This is a genomic window from Methylobacterium sp. 190mf (genome assembly GCF_900107945.1).
In the GTDB taxonomy this organism is placed as follows: Bacteria; Pseudomonadota; Alphaproteobacteria; order Rhizobiales; family Beijerinckiaceae; genus Methylobacterium.
Genome location: NZ_FNVI01000027.1, coordinates 56,297 through 79,608, shown reverse-complemented (window position 1 = coordinate 79,608; position 23,312 = coordinate 56,297). Strand labels below are relative to the sequence as shown.

The 23,312-nt window shown below is 68.6% G+C and carries 19 protein-coding genes, 1 tRNA gene and 4 pseudogenes; 6 read left to right on the top strand and 18 right to left on the bottom strand.

The annotated features are described in order from the left end of the window. The 9 genes and pseudogenes from C4T42_RS25880 to C4T42_RS25840 all read right to left on the bottom strand — a co-directional run. Nucleotides 1-232: pseudogene (locus C4T42_RS25880) on the bottom strand (IS630 family transposase); the annotation flags it as partial. Nucleotides 233-323: 91 nt separating this feature from the next. After that, nucleotides 324-1,430: a DUF2125 domain-containing protein gene (locus tag C4T42_RS25875; protein WP_020092174.1), complete on the bottom strand. Its 1,107-nt coding sequence runs from the start codon at nt 1,428-1,430 to the stop codon at nt 324-326. Nucleotides 1,431-1,566: 136 nt separating this feature from the next. Next, entirely contained in the window at nt 1,567-2,013 is a 447-nt protein-coding gene (locus C4T42_RS25870; protein WP_012319408.1) for a hypothetical protein, read from the bottom strand. Nucleotides 2,014-2,145: 132 nt separating this feature from the next. Then, nucleotides 2,146-2,925, bottom strand: coding sequence for a lysophospholipid acyltransferase family protein (locus tag C4T42_RS25865; protein ID WP_020092175.1), 780 nt, complete (start codon nt 2,923-2,925; stop codon nt 2,146-2,148). A gap of 74 nt (nt 2,926-2,999) precedes the next feature. Continuing rightward, nucleotides 3,000-3,515 (bottom strand): hypothetical protein, encoded by a 516-nt coding sequence (locus C4T42_RS25860; protein WP_020092176.1) that lies wholly within the window; start codon nt 3,513-3,515, stop codon nt 3,000-3,002. 109 nt (nt 3,516-3,624) lie between these two features. Next, nucleotides 3,625-6,822 (bottom strand): multidrug efflux RND transporter permease subunit, encoded by a 3,198-nt coding sequence (locus C4T42_RS25855; protein ID WP_056530065.1) that lies wholly within the window; start codon nt 6,820-6,822, stop codon nt 3,625-3,627. A gap of 107 nt (nt 6,823-6,929) precedes the next feature. Then, nucleotides 6,930-8,084, bottom strand: coding sequence for an efflux RND transporter periplasmic adaptor subunit (locus C4T42_RS25850; protein ID WP_091676637.1), 1,155 nt, complete (start codon nt 8,082-8,084; stop codon nt 6,930-6,932). A 145-nt stretch (nt 8,085-8,229) separates the two neighbouring features. Then, nucleotides 8,230-8,550: a rhodanese-like domain-containing protein gene (locus tag C4T42_RS25845; protein ID WP_103986110.1), complete on the bottom strand. Its 321-nt coding sequence runs from the start codon at nt 8,548-8,550 to the stop codon at nt 8,230-8,232. Nucleotides 8,551-8,716: 166 nt separating this feature from the next. Continuing rightward, entirely contained in the window at nt 8,717-9,997 is a 1,281-nt protein-coding gene (locus C4T42_RS25840; RefSeq protein WP_103986109.1) for a glycosyltransferase family 1 protein, read from the bottom strand. 141 nt (nt 9,998-10,138) lie between these two features. On the opposite strand from C4T42_RS25840, the gene C4T42_RS25835 reads away from it, so the two are divergent. Further along, nucleotides 10,139-10,216, top strand: a tRNA-Pro gene (locus C4T42_RS25835). Nucleotides 10,217-10,750: 534 nt separating this feature from the next. Here C4T42_RS25835 and C4T42_RS25830 read toward each other — a convergent pair. From C4T42_RS25830 to C4T42_RS32525, 8 genes and pseudogenes are all read right to left on the bottom strand, one after another. Beyond that, the gene (locus C4T42_RS25830; protein WP_103986108.1) at nt 10,751-11,572 is read right to left on the bottom strand and encodes an oxidoreductase; all 822 of its coding nucleotides are present in this window, start codon (nt 11,570-11,572) and stop codon (nt 10,751-10,753) included. Between the two features lie 328 nt (nt 11,573-11,900). After that, nucleotides 11,901-13,307, bottom strand: a complete 1,407-nt coding sequence (locus tag C4T42_RS25825) for an MATE family efflux transporter (RefSeq protein WP_103986107.1) — start codon at nt 13,305-13,307, stop codon at nt 11,901-11,903. A 36-nt stretch (nt 13,308-13,343) separates the two neighbouring features. Continuing rightward, on the bottom strand, nt 13,344-13,577 hold the full coding sequence (locus C4T42_RS25820; protein WP_042672397.1) for a hypothetical protein: 234 nt from the start codon (nt 13,575-13,577) through the stop codon (nt 13,344-13,346). 310 nt (nt 13,578-13,887) lie between these two features. Further along, nucleotides 13,888-14,474: pseudogene (locus tag C4T42_RS32530) on the bottom strand (IS3 family transposase); the annotation flags it as partial. A 254-nt stretch (nt 14,475-14,728) separates the two neighbouring features. Next, nucleotides 14,729-14,920, bottom strand: coding sequence for a hypothetical protein (locus C4T42_RS25815; protein ID WP_020095026.1), 192 nt, complete (start codon nt 14,918-14,920; stop codon nt 14,729-14,731). Nucleotides 14,921-15,012: 92 nt separating this feature from the next. Continuing rightward, nucleotides 15,013-15,183, bottom strand: a complete 171-nt coding sequence (locus C4T42_RS32095; protein ID WP_170855082.1) for a hypothetical protein — start codon at nt 15,181-15,183, stop codon at nt 15,013-15,015. 572 nt (nt 15,184-15,755) lie between these two features. Further along, nucleotides 15,756-15,956 (bottom strand): hypothetical protein, encoded by a 201-nt coding sequence (locus tag C4T42_RS25800; RefSeq protein ID WP_042672399.1) that lies wholly within the window; start codon nt 15,954-15,956, stop codon nt 15,756-15,758. A gap of 923 nt (nt 15,957-16,879) precedes the next feature. Next, nucleotides 16,880-17,092 (bottom strand): annotated as a pseudogene (locus C4T42_RS32525) (hypothetical protein). Here C4T42_RS32525 and C4T42_RS32890 point away from each other — a divergent pair. From C4T42_RS32890 to C4T42_RS25775, 4 genes and pseudogenes are all read left to right on the top strand, one after another. Continuing rightward, nucleotides 17,030-17,176 (top strand): annotated as a pseudogene (locus C4T42_RS32890) (peptidase S24); the annotation flags it as partial. The pseudogenes C4T42_RS32525 and C4T42_RS32890 overlap by 63 nt on opposite strands. A 296-nt stretch (nt 17,177-17,472) precedes the next feature. Further along, a complete protein-coding gene (locus C4T42_RS25785) occupies nt 17,473-18,459 on the top strand; it encodes an NAD(P)H-binding protein (RefSeq protein WP_042672400.1) in 987 nt (328 codons plus the stop codon). Nucleotides 18,460-18,773: 314 nt separating this feature from the next. Beyond that, nucleotides 18,774-19,397: a glutathione S-transferase gene (locus C4T42_RS25780; RefSeq protein ID WP_083916200.1), complete on the top strand. Its 624-nt coding sequence runs from the start codon at nt 18,774-18,776 to the stop codon at nt 19,395-19,397. A 589-nt stretch (nt 19,398-19,986) separates the two neighbouring features. Next, nucleotides 19,987-20,997 carry a glycosyltransferase gene (locus C4T42_RS25775; protein WP_103986106.1) on the top strand — a complete coding sequence of 337 codons (1,011 nt, stop codon included), beginning with the start codon at nt 19,987-19,989 and terminating at the stop codon, nt 20,995-20,997. Between the two features lie 323 nt (nt 20,998-21,320). Here C4T42_RS25775 and gcvA read toward each other — a convergent pair whose 3' ends face one another. After that, entirely contained in the window at nt 21,321-22,211 is an 891-nt protein-coding gene (gene gcvA, locus C4T42_RS25770) for a transcriptional regulator GcvA (RefSeq protein ID WP_020095032.1), read from the bottom strand. Between the two features lie 95 nt (nt 22,212-22,306). Here gcvA and C4T42_RS25765 point away from each other — a divergent pair, with 95 nt between their 5' ends. Beyond that, nucleotides 22,307-23,263 (top strand): zinc-dependent alcohol dehydrogenase family protein, encoded by a 957-nt coding sequence (locus C4T42_RS25765; protein ID WP_020095033.1) that lies wholly within the window; start codon nt 22,307-22,309, stop codon nt 23,261-23,263. The last annotated feature ends 49 nt before the right edge of the window (nt 23,264-23,312 follow it).

Sequence of the window (23,312 nt, the reverse complement as noted above, 5' to 3'; positions counted from 1 at the left end):
CAACTTTCTCGTCGATCAGCGTACGCAGGAACGTCTCGTACGGGTCGAGCTTGGAGCGGCGGGCACGCCCCTGCGGCCGGGCGGCCACCGTCCCAGTCGCGGCGAGCGCCGCCATCCAGCGGATTGCGGTTGCTTGGCCGACCCCGAAGCGGGCGGCCGCCTGACGGCGCGAGGTCGCCGCAGCCGCGGTCACCACCCGCTCGCGCAGGTCCAAGCTGTAGGGGCGGCCCATGCTTCACTCCGGCTGTCGACCGGCCGAGTGAATCAGTCTCCCAGCGCCGCGTGAACCCCACCAAGCCGACTCAGCCCAAACCGAAAACGCTCTAGTACAGGGCCGGCACGTAGACGTTCGGGATCGGGAAGCCGCTGAAGACGAGCTTGCCGTCGACGAGCCGCAGCGGCGGGAGCGCCTTCAGCGGCGTCCCGTCGGCCGGCGCGTCGGGGCCGGGGCGCTGGGCCAGCCCCAGGAGCCCGCCGACCAGCTGGCCCACCAGCGCGCCCCGGTCCGAGCCGAAGCGCTGGCCGACGATGCTGCCGACCAGCGCGTCGACGCCGGCCGCCCGCAGGTCGATCTGCCCGGCGGGCCGGTGGGCGGCGTCGAGGGCGAGGCTGCCCTTCGCCTGGACGCGCTGCGGGCCCTTGGCGAGCGACAGGGCCGTCAGGTCCAGGGCACCGCCGGCCTGACGCCAGCGCTCCAGCTCGCGCGCCACCGTCCCGGTGCGCAGCACGGTCGCCTGCGTCAGGGTCGCGTCCAGGGCGAGGTCGGCCGGATCCTGCGTTCCGGTTACCGCGTCGAGCTGCGGAACCGCCGCCTGGTTCAGGCGCAGGCTGACATCCACGGCGCCGTCGGAGTCGAAGCGGCCCGGGCTCGGCCGGGCATGCAGCTCGAGGTGCCGCCCCGAGACCGCGATCGGGCCGGGCTCGGCGCCCGTCACGGTGATGTCGGGCTTGTCGACGACCAGGGACGCGCGGCTGAAGCCCCCCGCGGCGCCGTGGAAGCTGCCCTGGAGCGCGGTCCAGGACGCGTCGCCGGTCAGCGGGCCCTGCTCGACGTGGAAGGGGCCCGCGCTCTCGAAGACGACCAGGCGGGGCTGGTAGATCTGCGCCACCGCTGTGCTCGGGCCGAGCCGGAAGCGCCCGTCGGCGCGCTCGAGGGTCACGGCGCTGCAGCGCAGTTCCAGGCGGAACGGGTAGCCGCCGAGGGATCGGTCCGCGCAGGTCCAGGTGCGTCCGGCGGTCGCCTCGCGGGCGATCCAGCCGTCGATCTCGCTGGCCGCGCGCTCCCGCATCCACAGCCAGCCGGCCGACCAGCCCACGACCACGAGTGCGAGCAGGATGTAGGGCAGGAACAGCCCCCGCCGGGATCGCCGCGCGCCCCGTACCGGAGCTGTCTCAGCGGCACCCTCCGGCCGCGTCCGATCCTGCACCATGCGTTCCGCTCCCCGACCCGTCCCCGCGGGGACATCGTGACCCCGGCTTGTGGCCACGCAAGGGGCGAAACTGGGGCAGCACCGCCACGGGTCGACCGCCGCGGACGCGATCTGTCCGCGCGCGGCGCGTTCCCGGTCAGACCTGCGCCGGCTCGACGGTGTCGACCTGCAGATCCTCGACGATCGCCGTCCGCTCGGCCTCGTTCTCGGCGAGGCGGTGGACGTGCATCTCGGTGGCGCCCCGGCGGCGGACACGGTCGAGCCAGGTCCGGCGCAGGTGGTCGCGCGGGCTCTCGCTGGAACTCGCCACCGAGACCATCTCGGCGATGCCGGCGTTGTCCCGGCGGACGGCGATCACCACGGCCTGCGCCATCTCGTCGAGGTCGAAGCCGCCGGCCGGGTGGACACCGACCACGTAGCGCCGGCCGGAGCGGCCGCGCCAGGCCGAGAGCGGGAGCGCGGGGGAGCCGCGCAGACCCGCGGTCGTCTTGAGGCGTTCTTCACGCACATCCTGCCTCCGGGTGCGATCGTCCTTCAGGTCGCGGAGCGCGGCCGACCAGGACAGGGCTCTTCTGTTCGCCATTTGTTCTAACCTAACGCGCGATATCCACAGGCGTCAAGGGCGACGTTCCTAGAGCGAGATGTGTCGACGATGCCCGTTATCCACAAGCCGCCGGGCGCCGGTCCGACGCGGAAAACCGCGCTCGCGAACGGCTCAGCGTCGGGCGTCTGCGGCGGCCGGCGCCTCGTCGGCCGGCACGGCGTGCCCCTCGGCTGCGAGGCCCTGGAGGCCGCCCTCGACGAGGGCGTTCGAGGCCGTCTCGAGCCGCTCCTGGGCCAGCGCCTGGAACTCCTGGCGGGGCAGGCCCGGCGGGATGGGCGGCAGGAACTCGATCACCGCCCGGCCCGGCCGGCGCACGAGGCTGTTGCGCGACCAGAACAGGCCGGTGTTCAGCGCCACGGGCAGGCAAGGCACGTTCAGGGCGGTGTAGAGGTGCGAGAGCCCCTGCTTGTAGGCGGGCGGCGCCCCGACCGGACGCCGGGTGCCCTCGGGGAAGATGATGAGCTGGCGGCCGTCCCGGATCGCCGCGCCGGCGGCGGCGTTCATCAGGCTCATGGCCCGGCTGCCCTTCGACCGGTCGATCGCCACCATGCCGCTGCGCGACAGGTACCAGCCGATCAGCGGGATAAGCAGCAGCTCCTTCTTCAGGATGTAGGCGAAGTTCGGCAGCACCGTGCAGAGGGCCAGCGTCTCCAGGGCCGACTGGTGCTTGGCGGCCACCAGCAGGGGGCCGGCCGGGATGTTCTCCAGCCCGCGGAACTCGACCCGCGTTCCCGCGACGACCCGCAGGAGCCACAGGGTGATCCGCCCCCAGGCGCGGGCGAGCCGCAGCACCGACCGGCCGGAGACCAGCATGGGCAGGCCGGCGAAGGCCAGGACCGTCGTGACGGCGTAGAAGCAGATGTTGAAGGCGAGAGAGCGGAGGGCGAGCATCGGGAACCGTGTCGTGGCGGCTCCCCTGTAGCGCGCCCGCGTGTCCGCGGCCAAGGGCGACGTGCCGGGCGGCGTCAGGTCCCCTCGGGGCGATGCCCGTCCCGGACGAGCCCCGCGCCGCGCCCGGCGACCAGCCAGTAGACCAGGCCGGCGCTGGCACCGACCGCGAACAGGATCAGCGTCAGGCGCGCCTCGCCCGCGAGGAGGGCGGCGTCGCGGGCGCCGCCGGACCGGAGCGCGCCGCGCGTCAGCCAGGGGAGGGCGGCGGTGAGCAGCCCGCAGCCGGCGCCGTACCACAGCAGGCCGCGGCGCCCGAGGATCTCACCGCCGAAGCCGATCACGGCCGGGGGTACGAACAGCAGCGCGAACAGCGCCTTGGCGAGGCCGGCGAGGAGCAGGGCGAGCCCCTCCGGCGGCAGCCCGGCCGAGAGGTCCGGCAGGGCCATGTCGAGTCCGGCGAGCGCCCCGCCGGACAGCCAGGCCTGCGCGGCCGGGTCGACGAGCAGCGCCAGGACCAGGACCGCGAGACCCGTGGGGACAGCGAGCAGGAGGGCGAAGGCCCCTAGAATCAGGCGACCGAGGGCGTGCATGCCGCGAGCCTCTACACCGGGTGCCCCCGCCCGTCGCGCGGAAGCCGCGCCCGATCCTCGCGGATCCGGCGCGGCTTCCATCGTTCCGCGGCCCGGGGGGCGTATGCCGTCAGCCGTGGGCCGGGGCCGCGCCGCCGGGATCGCCGTGCGTGTGCTTCTTCCGGAACCGGCCCAGCCAGATCGAGAAGTGGCGGATCACCACGTAGAAGACCGGGGTCAGGAACAGGCCGAAGAAGGTCGCGCCGATCATCCCGAAGAACACCGCGGTGCCGAGCGCCTGGCGCATCTCGGCGCCGGGGCCGGTCGCCACGACCAGCGGAAGGGTGCCGAGGATGAACGCGAAGGCGGTCATCAGGATCGGGCGCAGGCGGAGACGGCAGGCCTCGACCGCCGCCTCGACCGGGCCGCGATGCTCCCGCTGCTCGATGTCGTGCGCGAACTCGACGATCAGGATCGCGTTCTTCGCCGCGAGGCCGATGAGCACGATCAGGCCGATCTGGGTCAGGATGTTGTTGTCTTGCCCCCGGAACTGCACGCCCGCGAGCGCGGCGAGCACGCCGGTCGGCACCACCAGCAGGATCGCGAGCGGCAGCGCCCAGGATTCGTACTGCGCGGCGAGCACGAGGAAGACCAGCAGCACGCCGAGGGCGAAGACCGCGCCGGCCGTGCCGCTCGCCGCCTTCTGCTGGTAGGCGATCTCGGTCCAGTCGTACGAGTAGCCGTCGGGCAGCGCCTTCTTGGCGATCTCCTCCATGGCGGTGAGCGCCTGTCCGGTGGAGACGCCGGGCTTGGCCACGCCCTGCACCGGGACCGAGTAGTACAGGTTGAACCGCTGCACGATCTGCGGACCGGTCACGTCCCGCACCGAAGCGAGGGTGCCCATCGGCACCAGGGCGCCGGTGGAGGAGCGCACCTTGATCTGCGAGATGTCCTGCACCGACGTGCGGAACGCCGCGTCGCCCTGCAGGCGCACCTGGTAGATGCGGCCCAGGGTGTTGAAATCGTTGACGTAGGTGCCGCCGAGATCCGCCTGGACCGACGAGAACACGTTGGCCAGCGGCACGTTCAGCATCCGCGCGATGGTGCGGTCGATGTCGAGGAAGAGCTGCGGCGTCGAGTTGTCGAAAGTCGTGAACACGCGCTGCACGTCCGCGCTCTGGTTCGCCTGGGCGATCACCTCGCCGGCGGCGGCCATGAGCGGGCCGATATCCGAGGATTGGCGGCTCTCGATCTGCATCTTGAAGCCGCCGCCGTTGCCGAGACCGCGGACGGGCGGGGGCGGGATGACGATGACCCGCGCCTCTTGGATGTCCGAGGTGGCCTTCAGCACGTCGCCGGTGATGACGGCCGCGCTCCGACCCACTTCCGCGCGCTCCTTCGCCCCCTTGAGGGTCAGGAACATCACGCCGGCATTGGTCGTGTTGGTGAAGGTCGCGCCGTCGAAGCCCGCGATGATCACCGCGTTGGCCACGCCGTCGACCGTCCGGGCCTGCTTGGCGGCGCGCAGGCACACCTCCGTGGTGCGGTCGAGGGAGGAGCCGGACGGGAGCTGGACGACGCCGATCAGGTAGCCCTGGTCCTGGTCCGGGATGAAGCCCGTGGGGGTCGTCTGCGCGAGGTGGAGCGTGCCAGCGATCACCGCGGCGTAGACCAGCAGCATCACGCCCAAGCCCACGATCCCGCCGGTGAGCACCCGGATCGTCCGGCCGTAGGCGTTCGACGTGGCGTCGAAGGCGCGGTTGAAGCCGTTCGCCAGCCAGTTCACGAACCGGGTCAGGAAGAACTTCGGCTCCTTGCGGGCGTGGTGAGGCACCAGCAGCAGCTTGCAGAGCGCCGGCGACAGGGTCAGCGAGTTGAAGGCCGAGATCAGGGTCGAGGCCGCGATGGTCAGCGCGAACTGCTTGTAGAACTGGCCCGAGATGCCCGGGATGAACGCCGTCGGCACGAACACCGCGGCGAGCACCAGCGCGATGGCGATGACCGCGCCGCCGACCTCGTCCATGGTCTTGTGGGCGGCGTCGCCCGGCGACAGGCCCTCGGCCATGTTGCGCTCGACGTTCTCCACCACCACGATCGCGTCGTCGACCACGATGCCGATCGCGAGCACCAGCCCGAACAGGGTCAGGTTGTTCAGCGAGAAGCCGAAGGCGGCCATCGCCGCGAAGGTGCCGATCAGCGAGACCGGGATCGCGATGACCGGGATCAGGGCGGTCCGCCAGCTTTGGAGGAACACCAGCACCACGATGACCACGAGGCCGACCGCCTCGAACAGGGTCTTGTAGACCTCGTGGATCGATTCCTCGATGAACTCCGTCGGGTTGTAGGCGATGCGGTACTCGACGTCCGGCGGGAAGTTCTTCTTGACCTCCTCCATCACCTTCTTGACCGACGCCGCCGCGTCGAGCGCGTTGGTGCCCGGCCGCTGGAAGGCGCCGATGCCCACGGCGGGCGTGTCGTTGAGGAACGAGTTGGTCGTGTAGTCCTTCTGGCCCATCTCGACGCGGGCGATGTCCTTGACCCGGACGAGGCGCCCGTCCTGCGCCTTGATGATCACCTCGGCGAACTGCTCGGGCGTCTTGAACCGCGCCTGCGACTGCACGACGAGCTGGAACGCCTCGCCCTTGGCGGCCGGCGGACCGTTCAGCTGGCCGGCGGCCACCTGCACGTTCTGCTCCTGCAGGGCCGTCGTGACGTCGGTGACCGAGAGGCCGTAGGCGGCCAGCTTGTTCGGGTCGACCCAGACGCGCTCGGCGTACTCGTTACCGCCGAAGATCGTGATGTCGCCGACGCCGTCGAGGCGCAGCAGCTCGTCGCGGATGTTCAGGTAGATGTAGTTGGCGAGGTAGTTCTGGTCGTAGGTCTTGTTCGGCGAGAGCAGGTGCACGACCAGCATCAGGTCGGGCGAGGCCTTGCGGACCGTGACGCCGAGGTTGCGCACGTCCGGCGGCAGGCGCGGCTGCGCCACCGACAGCCGGTTCTGCACCAGCACGTTCGCGATATCGAGGTTGGTGCCGACCTTGAAGGTCACGGTCAGCAGCATGTTGCCGTCGTTGGTCGACAACGACGTCATGTAGAGCATGTTGTCGACGCCGTTCACCTCCTGCTCGATCGGCGTCGCGATCGTGGCGGCCACGGTCTCGGCGTTGGCACCCGGATAGGAGGCGCGCACCGTCACGGTCGGCGGCACGATCTCGGGGTACTGCGAGACCGGCAGGCTCTCGTAGGCCACGAAGCCGAGGATCAGGAAGACGATCGACGTGACGGACGCGAAGATCGGTCTGTCGACGAAGAAATGGGCGAAACGCATCGGTCAAACCTCTGAGGCCCGCCGGTCTCCCGGACGGGGCCCTGCGTCGTCGGTGCGGGGCGCGCCGCGCGGCGCGCACGAAGGCGTTCGTGTCGAGCCCCGGGGGCTCAGGTCTTGCTCGGGGGCAATTCGATCGTCTCGGGGGTGACCTTCGCGCCCGGACGGACACGAGACAGGCCGTTGACCACCACGGTCTCGTCGCCCTTCAGCCCCGACTGGATCACCCGATAGCCGTCGACCTTCGGTCCCAGCACGACGTCCTTCTGCTGGATCACGTTCTCGGGCCCGACGATGTAGACGATCCGCTTGTCCTGGTTGGCCGCCACGGCGTCGTCGGGCAGCAGGATGCCCTGGAAGGGCTTGGTCGCCGGCATCGAGACGATGCCGAACAGGCCGGGCTTGATGAACAGGTCGGGGTTCGGGACGGTCGCGCGCAGCAGGATCGTGCCTGTGGCGTTGTCGACGCGGTTGTCGACGAAGTCGAGCGTGCCCTTGCGGGTGGGCTTCGCCTCGCCGGACAGGGCGATCAGGATCGGCACGCCCTTACCCTGCTGGGTCTGGCCCATGCCGATGCCGAGGCTGTTCTGGTACTTGAGGAACGACTTCTCATCGACGGTGTAGCTGAAATAGATCGGGTCGAGGGACACGATCGTCGTCAGCATGGTCTGGTCGGCGCTGACGATGTTGCCCTCGGTCACCAGGCGGCGGCTGATGCGGCCGTTGATCGGCGCCTTCACCTCGCTGAAGTCGTAGTTCAGCTGGGCGTTGTTGAGGGCGGCCTGGGCGCTGTCGACGTCGGCCTGAGCGGTCTGCGAGGCCTGCCGGCGCTGGTCGGTGACCTGCTCGGAGATGTTGCCGCTGCGGGACAGGGTCTGCGCGCGCTCCAGGTCCGTCTGCGAGAAGGACTGGCGCGCCTTGGCTGAGGCCAGGGCCGCCTGGGCCTGCTCCAGCGCCGCCTTGTAGGGGCGCCGGTCGATCACGAACAGGACGTCGCCCTTCTTCACCGTCTGGCCGTCGACGAAGTTGATCTTCTCGAGGTAGCCGGTGACGCGGGCGCGAACCTCGACGTAATCGATCGCGTCGAAGCGGCCGGTATACTGATCCTGCTCGACGATCTGTCGCACCACGGGCTTGGCCACGGTGACCTTGGGCGGCGGGCCGCCCGGCGCCTGCGCGCGGGCCGGAGTCGCGAGGGGGCCTGCCGCGAGAGCCGCGATCAGGCCTGATAAGACGGTGAGTAGGCTGGGAAGCCGGCTGCGCATCGGGTCCTGCTGTCCGTTGGCCGACCGTCCGGTCGCGCCGAGCTTGACGATTGTTCCGCCGCGGGTGCGCCGTAACCCGCGGTCGACGGTGTTGCTTGTGCGCGAACGCACATCACGGTCCCGCGAGCCGGATTGAAACGGCAGATCAGGCGACCGTTTCGCCCGCGCTGTACCAGTCCTTGAAACCGCCCTTGTAGTGTTCGGCGAGGTCGAGCCCGGCATTCTGCGCCGCCATGAGCGCGTGAACCGAGCGGACGCCCGAGGCGCACGAGAACACCGCCCGCCGGCCGTCCTCCGCTACGAGGGCCGCGACCGCCTGTGGGTCGAAGCCGGAGAGCGGGTGCGAGACGGCGCCCGGGATGTGCCCGGCCTCGTACTCGTGCGACTCACGGACGTCGATGATCAGCATCGAGCCGTCATCGAGCCCCTGCTTGACCGTCTCGCGATCGAGGTCGACCACCCGCATCGGCAGGATCTCCGTTCCGCCCGCTCTCGGCCAGGCTGGCTGACTGACGCTTTTCCTTATTCGTCAGACTCCGGCGGCGCAACGTGCGTCGTCGTCCCGCGGTCGCGGGCCGCGACCGTCGGCCGGCGGGCAGGCGTCTGGGTCCGGCGCGGATCGGCGGTCGCCGTCAGAGCGCCGCGAGGGTCGGCGCCACGGCCGCGAAATGCGCGGGCCAGTCCGGCGGCCGGTACCCGGCCAGACGGCCGGCCAGTTCGGCGCGGAGCGACCCGTCGGGCCGCGCGAGCGCCTCGATCGCCTCGATCCAGCCCGGACCGTCCAGGGGATCGCGGAACAGCGCGAAGCCGTCGGCGATCTCGCGGTGGACGGCGATGTCGGAGGCGATCACCGGCAGCCCCGAGGCCGCGGCCTCGACGACGGGGATGCCGTAGCCCTCGGTGAAGGACGGCATCAGCAGGGCGGTGCAGCTGCGCATCAGCGCCGCCAGACCGTGGGTCGACAATCCCGAGGCCTCGATGACGTGGGCGCGCACGCCGGGGCAGCGCTCCAGCATGTCGATGGCGCTCTCCGCCTCCCAGCCCCGGCGCCCGACCACGACGAGCCGGGGTGCCGCCGCCCCGTGGCGCTCGGCCAGGAGCCGCCAGATCTGGAACAGCAGCAGGTGGTTCTTGCGCGACTCGATGGTGCCGCAGACCAGGAAGGTCGGCCGGTCGGGAGTGAATCGGGGCCCGGTGTGGCCGAAGGCGGTCTCGACCCCGAGATGGCCCACGGCCACCGGCGGCCGCCCGAACCCCTCGGCGGCGAGATGCGCGAGGGTGCGCCGGCCGGTATCCTCCGAATTCACCAGGATGGCGGAGGCGTGCCGCCCGATCGTGCGCAGGCGCGCCCGGTGCCGGTCGGCCTCACCGGACCGGCCGTATTCCGGGTGGGTGATCGGGATGAGGTCGTGGACGAAGAACGCCGCCCGGACGTCCCGCCGGGTATAGAGCCAGTCGAACCGCCGCGGGTCGTCGAGGCGCAGGTGCGAGGTGTGCAAATAGAGCGCGTCCCGGGGCAGGATCGCGACCGACCGGCCGCGCAGCGCGATGTCGACGGTCTTGCGCGCCTGGATCCGCCGCCGGTCGGCGGACCCGGCCTGCGGTGCGGTGCCGGGCGGCGGCGCGGCGGCGGGATCGCCGCAGCGGGACGCGAGCCGCCGGTAGACCGGGTCCGACGCGGCGTCCCGGTCCTCGACCCAGCCGGCCGCCACGGCCTCGACGATCTCCAGCGCCTGCGCGCGGTCGAGGATGCGCGGTCCGAACGCCGTGGAGACGACGCCGACGCCCGTCTCCGCCCGGCCGAGATAGGCGCGCGCGTAGGCGAGGTCGACGCGGTCGATGCCCGACGGGCTCGCGTGGCGCAGCCGCGTGACGAGGCGCGTGAGATCGAAGGCGATCGGTCGGTCCGTCATGATCCTCTGGCAATCGCGGGGGCGAGGCCTCCCCGTAGCGGGCCTGACCCGCGAGAGCCAGCACATCCGCGTGGCCCGCGCGCGCCGAAGGGCTTGCGCGGGCGCGGCGCGGAGGCTAAGAGCCGCGAGCCCTAGCGGCGTCGGAGTGTAGCGCAGCCCGGTTAGCGCACTAGTCTGGGGGACTAGGGGTCGTGGGTTCGAATCCCGCCACTCCGACCATTCAAGCCTTTGGGCAACAAGGCTCTGTCCTGGAACGATCGCTGGTCAGTCCGCGATTAAAGGCGGAACGCGCGGTGCACGTGGGCACTATGGGCCACCAGAGCCACCCACGGTCTGTTCTCGGTCGGTGCATTCCTGGCGGCGAAGGGTCGCCGAAGCCCATGGCCTCGAACCCGACCGTCTCGGCGCTTCACGAGGCCGCCGAGCTCTCTGACGAGGCGATCGACTTGGATCCCCAGCAGCGCGGCCGGCGGCGGAGGCGCGCCTCCCCGACTTTCAGCGCCCACAGGTAGGCGCGGCCGTCCAGGCTTCGCCCTGCCTTGGCCAGATCGGATCATTCCACCACACGTCGACGAAGCGGTGCGGAGCTGCGGGTGCTGTCGGTGTGCCTGGTGAGAACTCCCTTCCGCGCTGCCCAAACTCGCCATCGTGCGACGCGGCGCGGGGGGTCAGGATCGACGGCGCTGGCGCCCGGCCGATCTCAACCCCTGCACGCTGACACGCGCCGGATCCGCGACCTCTCCAGACTCGTGATCACGGGACCTGCGGGAGGCGCATCTCCTTGCGGAAGCTCTTGTCGAAGGCGGTGGCCGGCACGAAGCGGCGCAGCAGGCTGACCTGCCTCGCCTTGGGGCCCGCCGTGTAACGGCGCTTCGGGCTCGTCGCGGTGGCGGCTTCGACGATGACCTTCGCCACGACCTCGGGCGCATCGGCGGACTTCATGACCTCACTCAGGAACCGGTCCCGACCGGCGCGCTCCGCCTCGTAGATGCCGAGCGGCGCGTCGGGGCGCACGAGGTTCCGGTCGAAGGCCGTCCGGGTGAAGGCGGGCTCGACGAGCACGATCCGGATCCCTTGTCCACGAACCTCGTGGTCCAGCGACTCGGAGTAGCCTTCGACGGCGTGCTTGCTGGCGCCGTAGAGCGCCATGTAGGGGGCCGGGATCAGGCCCTGGACAGAGCTGACGTTGACGATCCGGCCGCCTTTCTGCGCGCGCATCAGGGGAAGCACGGCGCGGGTCGTCCGGATGACGCCGAACAGGTTCACGTCGAACATGGCCTGAGCCTGCGAGACCGACGATTCCTCGGCCGCGCCGTTGATGCCGAAGCCGGCGTTGTTCACGAGGAGGTCGATCCTCCCCGTCTCGCCGAAGACGGTCTCGACCATCTCAGTGACCGATCTCTCATCGGTGACGTCACAGACGATGGTGGCCATCCCGCCGTCCACGGCCGGAGACGCCCTCCGGCTGGTCCCGAATACGCGGTAGCCCGCAGCCTGAAGGGCCTTCGCCGTCTCCAGCCCAATGCCGGACGAGGCGCCTGTGACCACCGCGGTCTTGATGCTGCCCTTGCTCATATCGTCCTCCGATCCACGCGGCACCTTGTCCGCTGCGACCCAATATAAATTATGATCTTCATTTTTTAACGCAAGCCAGATCCGAGGGCCTCGCCAATCCGGTCCAGGGTCTCGGAGGATTCATCGGCGATCTCCGTCACGGATCGCGAGCGCGGGTCGGTCGGTTCGAGGATCCTGCCGAATTGCTCCTCGGGTGCTCCCAGCACCGTCGCCTCGAGATGGGCGGGCGCCCCGCTCATCCCGAAGGAGACGCGGCCCCGGGACGCGGACGCCGTTCGCCTCGGAGGCGCCGACACCCATCGGCCTCGTCCGCGTCGCAGGCCTCGTCTCAGCGTCCCGAATTGGCGGCCGCCGTAAGGCTTGGCGGAACAGGGGATGTGCTCGGTGCGGGCTCCGCCAGGAACATCCGGCCGGTCGCGAAGGCGGCCGCGTTGACGAGGCCCATGGCGACGAAGCCGGCCGAGAGGGCGACGAACATCCCGACCAAGCCCAGCCCGAGCCTCGCCGCGATCCAGGCTCCCCCCAGGGCCACGGCCATCCGAAGGACGCTCGCGGCGAGCGGCCAGCCGACACGCCCGGCCCCCTGGGCCGCGAAGTAGAGGGCAAGGCCGGCCCCGAAGAATCCGTAGAACGGTCCGACGACGCGCAGGTAGGTCGAGCCGGTGGCGAGCATCGCCGGATCGTGCCCGAACAGGCTGAGCCACCCGGCAGGATGGAGGGCGGCCGTGAGGCCGATGGCCTCCGTCAGGACACCCGCCACGAGGGCGCCGGTCAGCGCGGCCTGACGGGCGCGTGCGTGCATCCCGGCCCCGAGGGCGGTCCCGACGAGGGCGGCGATCGGCGAGCCGAGCCCGAACACCAGGGGGACCAGCAGGTACTCAAGCCTCGCGCCGGTCCCGTACCCCGCCACTGCCGCCGGTCCCGACGTCCCGACGAAGCCGGTCGCGGCGATGACGGTGACGTTGGAGGTCATGCTGGCGATGCCGGAGAGCAGGCCGACGCGCAGGATCTCGCGGGACGGCGCCCAGGTCAGCCTCGGCGGGCGAGGGCTCGGGCGCAGGACACCCCGGCCGGACCAGATGTAGGCGGCGAAGAGGGTGGCGCCGACGGCGTAGTAGGCGGCGAAGGCGACACCGCCGCCCACGACCCCGAGGCGAGGGAACGGTCCCCAACCGAAGATCAGCGCGGGCGAGAGCGGGATCAGCAGGACGGCCCCGGCGCAGGTGACGCCGGCCGGGAGCGCCATGTTACCGGTCCCGCGGATCACCGCCGCCAGCGCGTTGAACAGCCAGATCAGGATCGCCGCGCCGAACACGACGGTCGCGTAGGCCGTCGCGGCCCTGAGCGAGGCACCCGTGCCGCCCATCGCCGCGTAGAGGCGCGGTCCCAGGGTCAAGGCGAGCAGGCTGGTCACCGCGCCGAGGCCGAGGCCAATGGCGGCGGCGTGCCACGCGAGCAGACCCGCCGCGTCCTGCCGACCGCCGCCCAGGGTGCGCGAGACCGCCGACTGGATGCCGCCGCCCATGCCGCCCGCGGACAGCATCTGGACGAGCATGACCACCGGGAAGACGAGCGCCATTCCGGCGAGGGCGTCGGTGCCGAGCTCGGCGACGAAGTAGGTCTCGATCAGGCCGATGGAGGTCTGGACGACCATGACCGCGACATTCGGCACGGCCATCCGGGCCAGCGTCGGCAGGAGAGGGGCCGCCAGCAGTCGGCGCGTCCTGATGTCCATGAGGGCTTCCTCGTCCGTGACAGCTTCGGCGGCCGGCTACGCGATGCCCGAGGAGCGGACTCGGGAGGTCGGGCCCTCTCGTCCGGCTTCGGGGGTATTGAAAAGGAGCCCCGGCCGGCCACCCGAGACCCGGATGTTGGCGTCGACGATCGTCACGCCGGTGGGGCCTCCGAACTGCCCAAGGCCCTCGATCTCGGCGCCGCTACCCTCGACCATCCCCGCGGCCGGCGCGACCTCGGTGGCCTGGACCAAGGCTGGCTTCAGGGTCACGGGAAATCCGGGCCGGCCAGGCCGGTGCGTACGATGACCAGTCCGCATCCATCGCCGGCTCCCCCGCGCGCCCTCGACAGTTTGATATGACGCCCATAATCTATTATGATCGTCATCTATCGTCAACAGCCTTCCCGTCTGCCAAGCGAGGCTTTCTTGGACAATCGGGCCGCGTATCCCGAGCCGGCGGTCGGCAAGGCCCGGGGCCCACGCGACGTCCTCGAAGCCCGGGGCGTTGCCTGTGTCAGCGCCGATCTCCCGGCCGTCGCGACGCGCGGTCGTTACGCCCTCCCTGGTCAAAGGGATTCTGCGGAACCTCGAGCCTTTCGCGACGCCCGATGCGCTGAACCCGATCCTGGCCCGCTTGCGTGCAATCCGCTCGCAGCAGTGCGGTGACACGGCAGCAGCCGCAGCGCCCGCACTCGGATGCCAGGGTGATGATGGCAGGAGTCGACGCGTCCTCTTCGGCCGACACGGAGGGCGCATCGCGTCGCGTGCCGCGGTGCTGGTCGACGGTCCGGCAGGCGTGGCGTTCCGGGAGACCGTACCTCTCCCGGATGTCTGCAACCGCCTAGCGGCGTCGTTCGGATGCTACGAGGCTCCGGCCGCCACGTCCGCCAACATCTGCTTCTTGGAGGTCAGATCGGCCACGAGCCGCCGCAGCCGAGCCTTCTCGCGCTTCGGATCCTTCATCTTCCGAGCCTGATCGACTCGGAGACCGGCGTACGCCTTGCGCCAGCGTGAGGCACTCTGCTCAGAGATCTCCGCTTCCGCGCACGCAAGCGCCAAGTTCTTGCCCCGGGCTGTCTGCACCTCGATCTGGTGCAGCTTCGGCGCGACCTGCTCCGCGCGCGTCGTCCGACCGCGCCGCCTGTCCGGCTCCTCCGGTCCTGGCAGATCCTCTCGATCAGCTCGGTCCGAAGGCGGCCGGTCAGGTCAGCCTGGACGCAGGCCGGGCGCCGTCCTCGTCGGAGGCTTAAACCGTCCCGCCTGCCCACGCGTCGACCGGGCCTCGGCATGCCCTCGAGGCTACCGCCTTCAGCCCCGACGGCACCGCCGCGCGGGGCGTTCTCGCTGCCGCTGCACGCCCGCCGGGGCTCGAATCCGGACGGGCCGCCCGGTTCGCCGGTCGGAGCCTTCTTGTCTCGCCCCTAGGCCTTCATCTCGGCGAGCATCTTCGCGCCCTCGGTCAGAAAGAACGCCTTGATCTTCGGATTGCGGACTCGCAGGGCGCAGTGTCTCGCGATCTCGCTCATCGACCGGTTCTTCGGATTGTTGAGGAGATCGGTCAGGTACGTCTGAGCCTGGGCCTCGGTGTCGATGGTGAATGGCTGGGGGTCCACGAAGCACCTCTCGCTTTGACCTGCCCGGCGCGCCGTGGCGCGCCTCTCGATGCCCCGCCGACCGATGAATGGCGAGTCGGTGTCGAGCGCCCTTAGCGCGTCGCCTGCAAATCGATGATCGGGCCGCCGATGTCGAAGAATTCGTCGTCGGTGAACTCTGCCAACTCGATCTCCTCGCGCGGACGCTGAAACGGCAGGAACGCGGAGATCATTCCGAGACACAGCGCCCCGGCAATCAGGACGGCCAACAGCGCGAGGGTCATGGTCAACATCGGAACGCCATGCGATGTCAGACATATAGAACGGTAATCTTAAAACTTGCTTTCGGTGCATGGGATACCACCCGGTAACCGCGGGCCGCGAACCTGCCGCCGGGCCGCGTTGCGTATCGGCTCGGCTCACACGCTGGTGAGATCAGGCGCTCCCCCGCCCCGTGAGCAGATCGGGGCGGGGCCGAGCGGACTTACCGACCGAGGGACGGGCCGCCCGACGTGCCGCCAGTGCCGGGCGGCCCACTCGTGGGGGTGCCGCCAATGTTGACGCCCGGCGTCGTGCCCGGGATCGACGAGTTGCTCGGGTTGGCCTCATTTCCACGGGTGACCGGGCTCGGTCCGAGATCCCGGGCACCCGGGCCGGCACCTCCGGTTGTCGCCGGCGGGGCGACCCCGGTGTTTCCAGCGCCGCCCGTCACCGTTTGCGCTGAGACCGGCGCGGCCAGGGCGATGGACAAGGCTCCTGCGAGCGCCGCGAGCGTGCGAGTCATGAAGTCGTCCCTGCGATTGCTGTGGCACAGGAACGGTTGATGTCGAGGGAAGTTCAGGGACGGGCGCGTCCATCACCCGCGCGCCGCTCGCCAGCCCGCGGCCTCGACCTCGCGGCAGAGTAAGCGCTCGCCGGAGCCCGTGTCGATCACGGTCCGGTCGTAGTCCCTGCTTCCGGGAAGCCGGTCGATCTCGTCGCCCTCGCGCGGGATGTCGCCCTCGATCGCGCAGACAGCCCGCGTGAGCGCTGCCGCGGGCGCCGCGGGCTTCTCCATTTCCGGCCGGTCTCGACGCCACTGGCGCACTCGGCACGCTTCCAGTCCGACGGCGGATGCGGGTCCGGCAGATCACCCCGGTGTCGCCGTCGGTGACCGAAACGCGGCCGATCGGCAAACGCTGGGATCAGCCCGCAGCGATAAAAACCGGTCAGCCTGACCTCACCCGCAGCCTGTTCCCTCGGCGACAGCGCTATCGAGGGGGACAGCAACGGCGGTGCGCATCCCGGTGCACCCCGAGGGTGACTGATCTGAGCAGGCGTCTCGCTGGTCCAGAAATAAAGAGTTCGTCGCGGGACCGTCGAGCATTTCGCCTGTGCGAGACCACCATTCGCGCTCGAATGTATCACCACGCCACGTTATTTAGTTGCAGGCCCGCGCATTGGCCGCGATTCCAGCTCAATCGAACAATGTTATATCATCATCGACGGGTAAATCATTACTGAATTATCATCTGGCCGACATCGAGGCTCAGCGTATGGAAATATAGATCCAGCTCGTCCGGCTGAATTCTGCAGTGGCCCCTCACTGCTGCCGGAGGGAACCGCATTCCATGTGCTTCGTGAGACAAAAGTGCAAGTGCTCGACCCGCGTTCGGTATCAAATCGGGCAATCGCTTGGTTCACGCGACAAGTGCGCGCATCCGGTCGTGCGCTGGATCGGCTTCTCTAAACGTCGACGTAGTGAGATATCTCGGAGACGATCTGTCGGACAAGAAAGAATCAGCGTCATTCAGTTGAGTTGGGCACAGACATTTGGTCGACCGGTCAGTGTAGCGACGACCGGAATCGTTCAGCCTATGGCGACGGTGGTGCCGTTCGAATCGCCCTCGCGTTGACCGGCTCGAAGCCGATCGCGAGACGAAGAGACCGTTCTCGAGACGGCCGGTCTGGGGGTTCGCGGCCGAGGGGCGCGGCTAACGATCAGCCCTGCAGGCTGTCGGCGACGTCGTCGGGGATCTGTACCCCACTGACCGGAAATCGTGACGCTCTCCGCCTCGCCGGTCTCACCGCCGGCCACCACCTTCGGCGCCGCTGCGCCCGGCATCCGGCGTCCGGCATCCGCTTGGCCAGATTCTCGGCCTTCTTCGCCACCCCGCTCCCGGCCCGCGCCGGCGTCCTGTCCGCGGCCGACAGTTCCTCGAAGGCGCGCTGGAACTGCCCCGCTGGCGCGTGCCGAACCCGCCCGCCACCTTCCTGCGGCGTAGCGCGGGCTCGTCAGGGAGGGCGCCGGCAAGTTCGCGTTGCGCACCCCGCGTTGCGCGACGCAAGTGAGCGAACTGCCGGTTGCGCACTCACAGGGTGCGCACCGTCCGGCTTCGCGACTGCCTGGGGTGGAGAGCGGAAGCCACCTCAGGCCAAGGGTCGACACTGGACAGGCGGTCTCGCGCAGCTGAACGTCAAGATTGACGCGGATCATTCTGCCAATCCCGTCGTATCTTCTCTTTCGCCGTTCGACGGGGCAGCGCAAGCGTCGCCGTCGCGTTAGGATGGTTGAACGTCGTGATGAAGCGATCATGAAAGCGGATCGACCGGACGGTGTGAGGCCGCGCCGTGTCCTCTTCCTGGGAGCGACCGGCACAATCGGCCGGGCAACGGTTCGGGCACTGGTCTCGCGCGGCCACGAGGTCGTCTGCCTCGTCAGGCGCCCTGCCGAAACCGCAATCCCCTCAGGCGCTACCGCGCGCATCGTGGATCTGACCGACACGGTGTCGCTGGCGCGCGACGGTGTCCGCGGCGAACGCTTCGACGCCCTGGTGTCGTGCCTCGCCTCGCGCACGGGGCTGCCCGACGATGCCTGGGCGATCGATTACGGCGCGCAGGTCGAGGCCTTGCACGCGGGCCGGACGGCCGGCGTCACGCATGTCGTGCTTCTGTCGGCGATCTGCGTCCAGAAGCCGATCCTCGCTTTTCAGCACGCCAAGCGCGCCTTCGAGGCAGAGCTGATCGCATCGGGGCTCGACTACACGATCGTTCGGCCCACCGCCTTCTTCAAATCGCTCTCGGGACAGATCGAACGCGTGAAACGCGGCAAGCCATTTCTGGTGTTCGGGGACGGGACCTTGACGGCCTGCAAGCCGATCAGCGACGACGACCTTGGCCGCTATCTCGCGGACTGCCTCGACGATGGGGACCGCCGCAATCGCGTTCTGCCGATCGGCGGCCCGGGCGAGGCGATCACGCCGCGCGCGCAGGGCGAGCGGCTCTTCGCCCTTCTGGGGCGCGAACCGCGCTTCACGCACATTCCGGTCGTGCTGCTGGACGCGATCGTCGCCGTTCTGACGACGATGGGCCGATGGGTGCCGGCCCTGGCCGCCAAGGCCGAACTCGCGCGGATCGGGCGCTACTACGCGACGGAGTCCATGCTCGTCCTGGACCCGGCGACCGGGCGATACGATGCCCAGGCCACTCCGTCGACGGGATCGGAGACGCTCTTCGACTACTATGCGCGCGTGGTCCGTGGCGAGGCGGTCGCCGAGCGCGGCGACCACGCGGTGTTCTGACGACGCGCGACAGGAGGTGTCGGCTTTTCCGGCAGTTTCACTCCGGAGCAGACCGGCATCTTTCGGCCAGCTTCTGCCGCCGCGCATGGCTCTCCCCAACGTCTCAGATGAATGGTTCCCTGCCCGACCGCATCTGGATTGTGGACGCATCGAAGCGGGCGTAGCCGTAGACATCGCTCGAGATCCTCTCGAGGTCGCTCGCTGCATCCGCTTTGCGCACTTGAGACAAGGGCGGTTAACTCCGCGGGTGGAAGATGCAACCACGCCCTCTGTGGCCGTCTCTTCATCATTCCAGCGTTGGCTAACCCGCTCCCATGATCCGCATTCTCGGCAAGGCCAGTTCGATCAATGTTCGCAAGGTGCTTTGGACCTGTGCCGAGATCGGATTGGATTACGATCGCCAGGACTACGGCAGCGGTTTCCAAGCAACGGATACCCCGGAATTTCTGGCTCGCAACCCGAACGGCCTCGTGCCCGTGATTGAAGACGCGGCAGGGGCCTTGTGGGAGTCAAATACGATCTGCCGCTACCTCGCTGCGAGCGCCACTCGGACGGATCTGCTCCCTGCTGACCCACGTGGACGCGCTCTGGTTGAACAATGGATGGACTGGCAAGCGACCGAGTTGAACGCGTCTTGGCGGGCGGCTTTCCTCGGCCTCGTTCGTCGTGATCCGGCCTACGCCGATCCAGACCGGATAGTGGCGGGGGTCGAGGCCTGGAACGCGAATATGGGGATCCTTGACCACCATCTCTCCTCAACCGGAGCTTATGTGACCGGAGGAGCCTTCACGTTGGCGGATGTCGTTCTCGGCTTGTCCGTAAACCGTTGGCGCATGACGCCAATGGAGCGCCCGAGCTATCCCGCCGTCTCGGCCTATCATGATCGCCTTCTCGCTCGATCCGGCTACCGAGACCACGGGGCGAATGGGATTCCTTAGTGGAATGCCAACCGCGCCTTCAATCCGAGGTTGCTGGACGATCGATAAGTGGCGGCTTTCGGCAGGCAACGACCGCTCTCCGAACGCCTGGGTTGGGTAGCTTGCGAATCGGCAACGTGGCGTGGATTCCCGCCGGTCAGCTTCGGCGTCGCGGATCTGTCGGAGCGCACGCCGTCATCCGGCCGCGTCGATATCCCTTCCGGCCCCCGGCGGGTACAGGTCAATGATCGGAACGTGCAGAACAAGAACTTCATTAGCGCTCTTGCTTTTTGTGGCGAAGGCTATAGACAGTACCGACGACTAAGATGATAAATCAACAGCCTCCGCGTCGGCGCAAAGCGCCACTCTCGAGTTTAAGAAAGACGTTCTTGGTCGGCATCTTACCGGAAGAAGGGAGCAGAATATCTGCTTCGGCCGCCACAGCTACGTTTATTTATTTTCATCCAAATCCGTTCGATTAAGACTGTGGCCCCAAATGAATACGCGCTCACCCGATAGCAAGAACTCGAGAGGCCACCCGTGACCGAGAGATGGTCTGATTGTTGCTCCGACCGCAGAAGATAGCAATCCGTTTCGTCAGGACATCATCATGCGATATGAACATGGTGTTTCTGTTGTTCTTGCCACGCATAACGGATCGAGAATTATCCGCGAACAGCTTGAAACTCTCGTCGGGCAAACAGTACATCCTCTTGAGATCATCGTTTCCGACGATGCATCTACGGATGACACGCTAGAAATTGTCCGAAATCTCTCTTGCGGCAGCGCAACCGAGTTCAAAATCCATGAGAACGTGCCCGCGCTCGGCTTTCGAAGCAATTTCTTGAGAGCCGCTCGGTTGGCGCGTGGAAAATTCGTCGCCTTCTGCGATCAGGACGATATCTGGGACACGAAGAAGATCGAGTTTTGCTCACCCTATCTGGACGATCGCAGCGTCTCGATGATCGCCCATACGGCCATCACTATCGACTCCAACAATCGCGAGCTTGGCGTCTTTCGGCAAGGCATTCATCGTACCGGCCTCAGAAAACCGCTCACCTACGATCCGTGGTTGACGTTCTTCGGATTTTCGATCGTCTTTCGACGAGAACTCTTGGATCTGTGGGATGTCGATGACCGTTTTATCGATTTCATTGTCCCCAGCGAGATGATCGCTCACGACCGTTGGGTAATGTTCCTGGCGCAAGTCGTCGGTCAGACCGTCGAGATCGATGTACCCCTGGTCCGCTATCGGCAGCACGCCCATAATCTGTTCGGAAACGGTGAGCGCGAGCGGAGCGCGGGTCGGAGGACGGTAGCTGGGGGCTTGGATCCCTACAGGGAAGCCACGACCGCCATGATCGATATCGTCGAGCGGCTTCCGGAAGCGACGGCTGAGCATTTTCCACTCTTCGATCGGGCAAGGGCGGCCGCTTTCTTTCGCAGCGCGCTTGACCAGCTCGAGAAGCGCGAAGCGATCTATCGAACTGAGACGCGCCTGGAGGCACTCCAGGGCCTGTCGGCACGTGTCGCCGGTGGAACCTATCGGGCGGTTCACAACGGCCGTCCACGATGGCGATCGATCGCGAAAGATCTCAGATTCGCACTCCTTCGTCGTTGACCGCCTTGGCGGGCTTGCAACAGGTCCCGTCGAACGTCTTCATCCACGCCTTTACGACACAGCATCGCCTGTCATTCTGACTTAAGCTTCGGTTTTACCGGACACTGGGTTTAGGCTTGCTATGACGCCGAGATTTACCGGCGATCGGCAAAAATTACGCTCCACGACGAGCACTGCGATCGAGCAGGGAGTTTGGGCCAACGCTTCGGACGGTCGCCACCTCATGGTCGAGATGCCGGGTCCCGCCCCGAACAAAGATTTCCGAACCGCCGACGGATGGCCGCTCGCGAACCGTCATACAGACCTCGCCACATGGTCCTGCGTCACCGGATGGCTGCGTTGCGCAGCCAGTCGATCAGCACCCCGACGCGTCCCGCCTGGGCCGGATGTCGCGGGTGGACGACCCAGTAGGGGTGCGCGTCGAGGACGGGGCCGAAGGGTTGAGTCAGCGTGCCGCTCGCTAGGTCGTCGGCGGTCAGTACGACCGAGACCAGCGCTATGCCCTGACCGGCGATCGCGGCCTGGATGACGTGACCTTCGTCGCTGAAGCGGATGCCCGCACCGCCATCGATATCGGTGATCCCGGCCTTCCGCAGCCAGGCCGGCCAGGTCGGCGTCTCGTCGGTCAGGTCGGGCCACTCGAAGTGCAGCAGGGGGTGGCGGGCCAGATCGCTCTCGGATCGAATGGCGAGACGCGGACTGCAAGCGGGTGCGACCCGGTCGACCACCAGCCTGTGCGCGTCGAGGCCGGGATAGGGACCGGGCCCGTATCGGACGGCGACGTCCACGCCGTCGCGGGCGAAGTCGACCAAGCTGTCGGACGCGTGCAGTCGCAGATCGCAACCGGGATGCGCGGCCCGGAAGTCGGCGAGCCGGGGCACGAGCCACTTCGCCACGAAGGCGGTCGGGGCCGAGAGCGTGAGAACGCCGGCCGCGTGCCGGCCGCGGATCTCATCGATGGCTCGGGCGAACGCGTCGAAACCGTCGCGCAGCACGGGCAGGAGAACGGTGCCCTCGGCGGTCAGCCGGACCCGGCGCGTCTCGCGGTGGAAGAGACGCAGCCCCAGGGTCTGCTCGAGAAGCCGGATCTGATGACTGATGGCGGTCGCCGTGACACCCAGCTCGTCGGCGGCAGCGCGGAAGCTCAGGCGGCGCCCGGCCGCCTCGAAGGCCCGGAGCGCCGCGAGGGGAGGAAGCGATCTCCGCATCGTCATGGCTGAACGTAGCTCATCGGCCTCGTGAGGAGAACGCGTTCGTCATCCCGCAGCCCGGCTGACACAAGGTTGGCCGGTCAGGACGGGAGGCTCTCTTGAAGGCGATGGTGTTGACGAAGTTCGGGGGGCCGGACAGCTTCGAGCTCCGGGAGCTGCCAGACCCTCGGCCGGGACCCCGGCAGGTCCGCGTGGCCGTGCATGCCACGTCGATCAACCCGCTCGACGGCCAGATCCGCCGCGGCGACTACGCCGCTCAGGTCGCGCTGCCGGCCATCATCGGGCACGACGTGTCCGGCGTCGTCGACCAGGTCGGATCCGACGTGACCGAGTTCCGCGCGGGGGATGAGGTCTATTACACGCCGCGGATCTTCGGCGGTCCGGGATCGTACGCTGAGTACCACGTCGCGGATGCCGGCATCGTCGCGCGCAAGCCGGTCAACCTCACCCATTCCGAGGCCGCGAGCGTCAGCCTCGTCGGCGTGACCGTCTGGGAAGGGCTGGTCGAGCGGGCCCGATTGCAGGTCACAGAGACCGTCCTCGTCCACGGCGGTGCCGGGGGCGTCGGGGCGATCGCCGTCCAGGTCGCGAAGGCCATCGGGGCACGGGTCCTGGCGACGGCGCGCGGCAGCGACGTGGCGCGCGTCGAGCGGCTCGGCGCCTCCGCCGTCATCGATTTCGAGCGCGAGGACTATGTAGACGCCGTCGATCGCCTGACCGAGGGCAGGGGCGTCGACGTCGTCCTGGACACGATCGGCCGCGACACGCTCGCGCGCTCCCCGCGCATCCTCCGCGAGGACGGGCGCGTCGTCACCCTGGTCGACACCGCGACGCCTCAGAACCTCATCGACGCTTGGGGCCGGAACGCCACCTACCACTTCGTCTTCTCGCGCCAGGACGGCCGCAAGCTCGACGCCGTGACGCGCCTCCTCGAGCGCGGCCTCGTGGTGCCGCGAGTCGGCCTGGAGTTTCCCCTCGACGAGGTCGCCAGCGCCCACGCGCGCTCCGAGGAGGGTCGGCTCGGAGGCAAGATCGTGCTCCGGGTGAGATCGTGAGGCGGCCAGACCTCGATCGCTGTCCCTGACGTGACACCGGCAGCGTCCG

Excerpts from the sequence above, each read along its gene's own strand:
- C4T42_RS25875 (WP_020092174.1), bottom strand. The coding sequence starts at position 1,430 with ATGGTGCAGGATCGGACGCGGCCGGAGGGTGCCGCTGAGACAGCTCCG.
- C4T42_RS25870 (WP_012319408.1), bottom strand. The coding sequence starts at position 2,013 with ATGGCGAACAGAAGAGCCCTGTCCTGGTCGGCCGCGCTCCGCGACCTG.
- C4T42_RS25865 (WP_020092175.1), bottom strand. The coding sequence starts at position 2,925 with ATGCTCGCCCTCCGCTCTCTCGCCTTCAACATCTGCTTCTACGCCGTC.
- C4T42_RS25860 (WP_020092176.1), bottom strand. The coding sequence starts at position 3,515 with ATGCACGCCCTCGGTCGCCTGATTCTAGGGGCCTTCGCCCTCCTGCTC.
- C4T42_RS25855 (WP_056530065.1), bottom strand. The coding sequence starts at position 6,822 with ATGCGTTTCGCCCATTTCTTCGTCGACAGACCGATCTTCGCGTCCGTC.
- C4T42_RS25850 (WP_091676637.1), bottom strand. The coding sequence starts at position 8,084 with ATGCGCAGCCGGCTTCCCAGCCTACTCACCGTCTTATCAGGCCTGATC.
- C4T42_RS25845 (WP_103986110.1), bottom strand. The coding sequence starts at position 8,550 with ATGCGGGTGGTCGACCTCGATCGCGAGACGGTCAAGCAGGGGCTCGAT.
- C4T42_RS25840 (WP_103986109.1), bottom strand. The coding sequence starts at position 9,997 with ATGACGGACCGACCGATCGCCTTCGATCTCACGCGCCTCGTCACGCGG.
- C4T42_RS25830 (WP_103986108.1), bottom strand. The coding sequence starts at position 11,572 with ATGAGCAAGGGCAGCATCAAGACCGCGGTGGTCACAGGCGCCTCGTCC.
- C4T42_RS25825 (WP_103986107.1), bottom strand. The coding sequence starts at position 13,307 with ATGGACATCAGGACGCGCCGACTGCTGGCGGCCCCTCTCCTGCCGACG.
- C4T42_RS32095 (WP_170855082.1), bottom strand. The coding sequence starts at position 15,183 with ATGACCCTCGCGCTGTTGGCCGTCCTGATTGCCGGGGCGCTGTGTCTC.
- C4T42_RS25800 (WP_042672399.1), bottom strand. The coding sequence starts at position 15,956 with ATGGAGAAGCCCGCGGCGCCCGCGGCAGCGCTCACGCGGGCTGTCTGC.
- C4T42_RS25785 (WP_042672400.1), top strand. The coding sequence starts at position 17,473 with ATGAAAGCGGATCGACCGGACGGTGTGAGGCCGCGCCGTGTCCTCTTC.
- C4T42_RS25780 (WP_083916200.1), top strand. The coding sequence starts at position 18,774 with ATGATCCGCATTCTCGGCAAGGCCAGTTCGATCAATGTTCGCAAGGTG.
- C4T42_RS25775 (WP_103986106.1), top strand. The coding sequence starts at position 19,987 with ATGCGATATGAACATGGTGTTTCTGTTGTTCTTGCCACGCATAACGGA.
- gcvA (WP_020095032.1), bottom strand. The coding sequence starts at position 22,211 with ATGACGATGCGGAGATCGCTTCCTCCCCTCGCGGCGCTCCGGGCCTTC.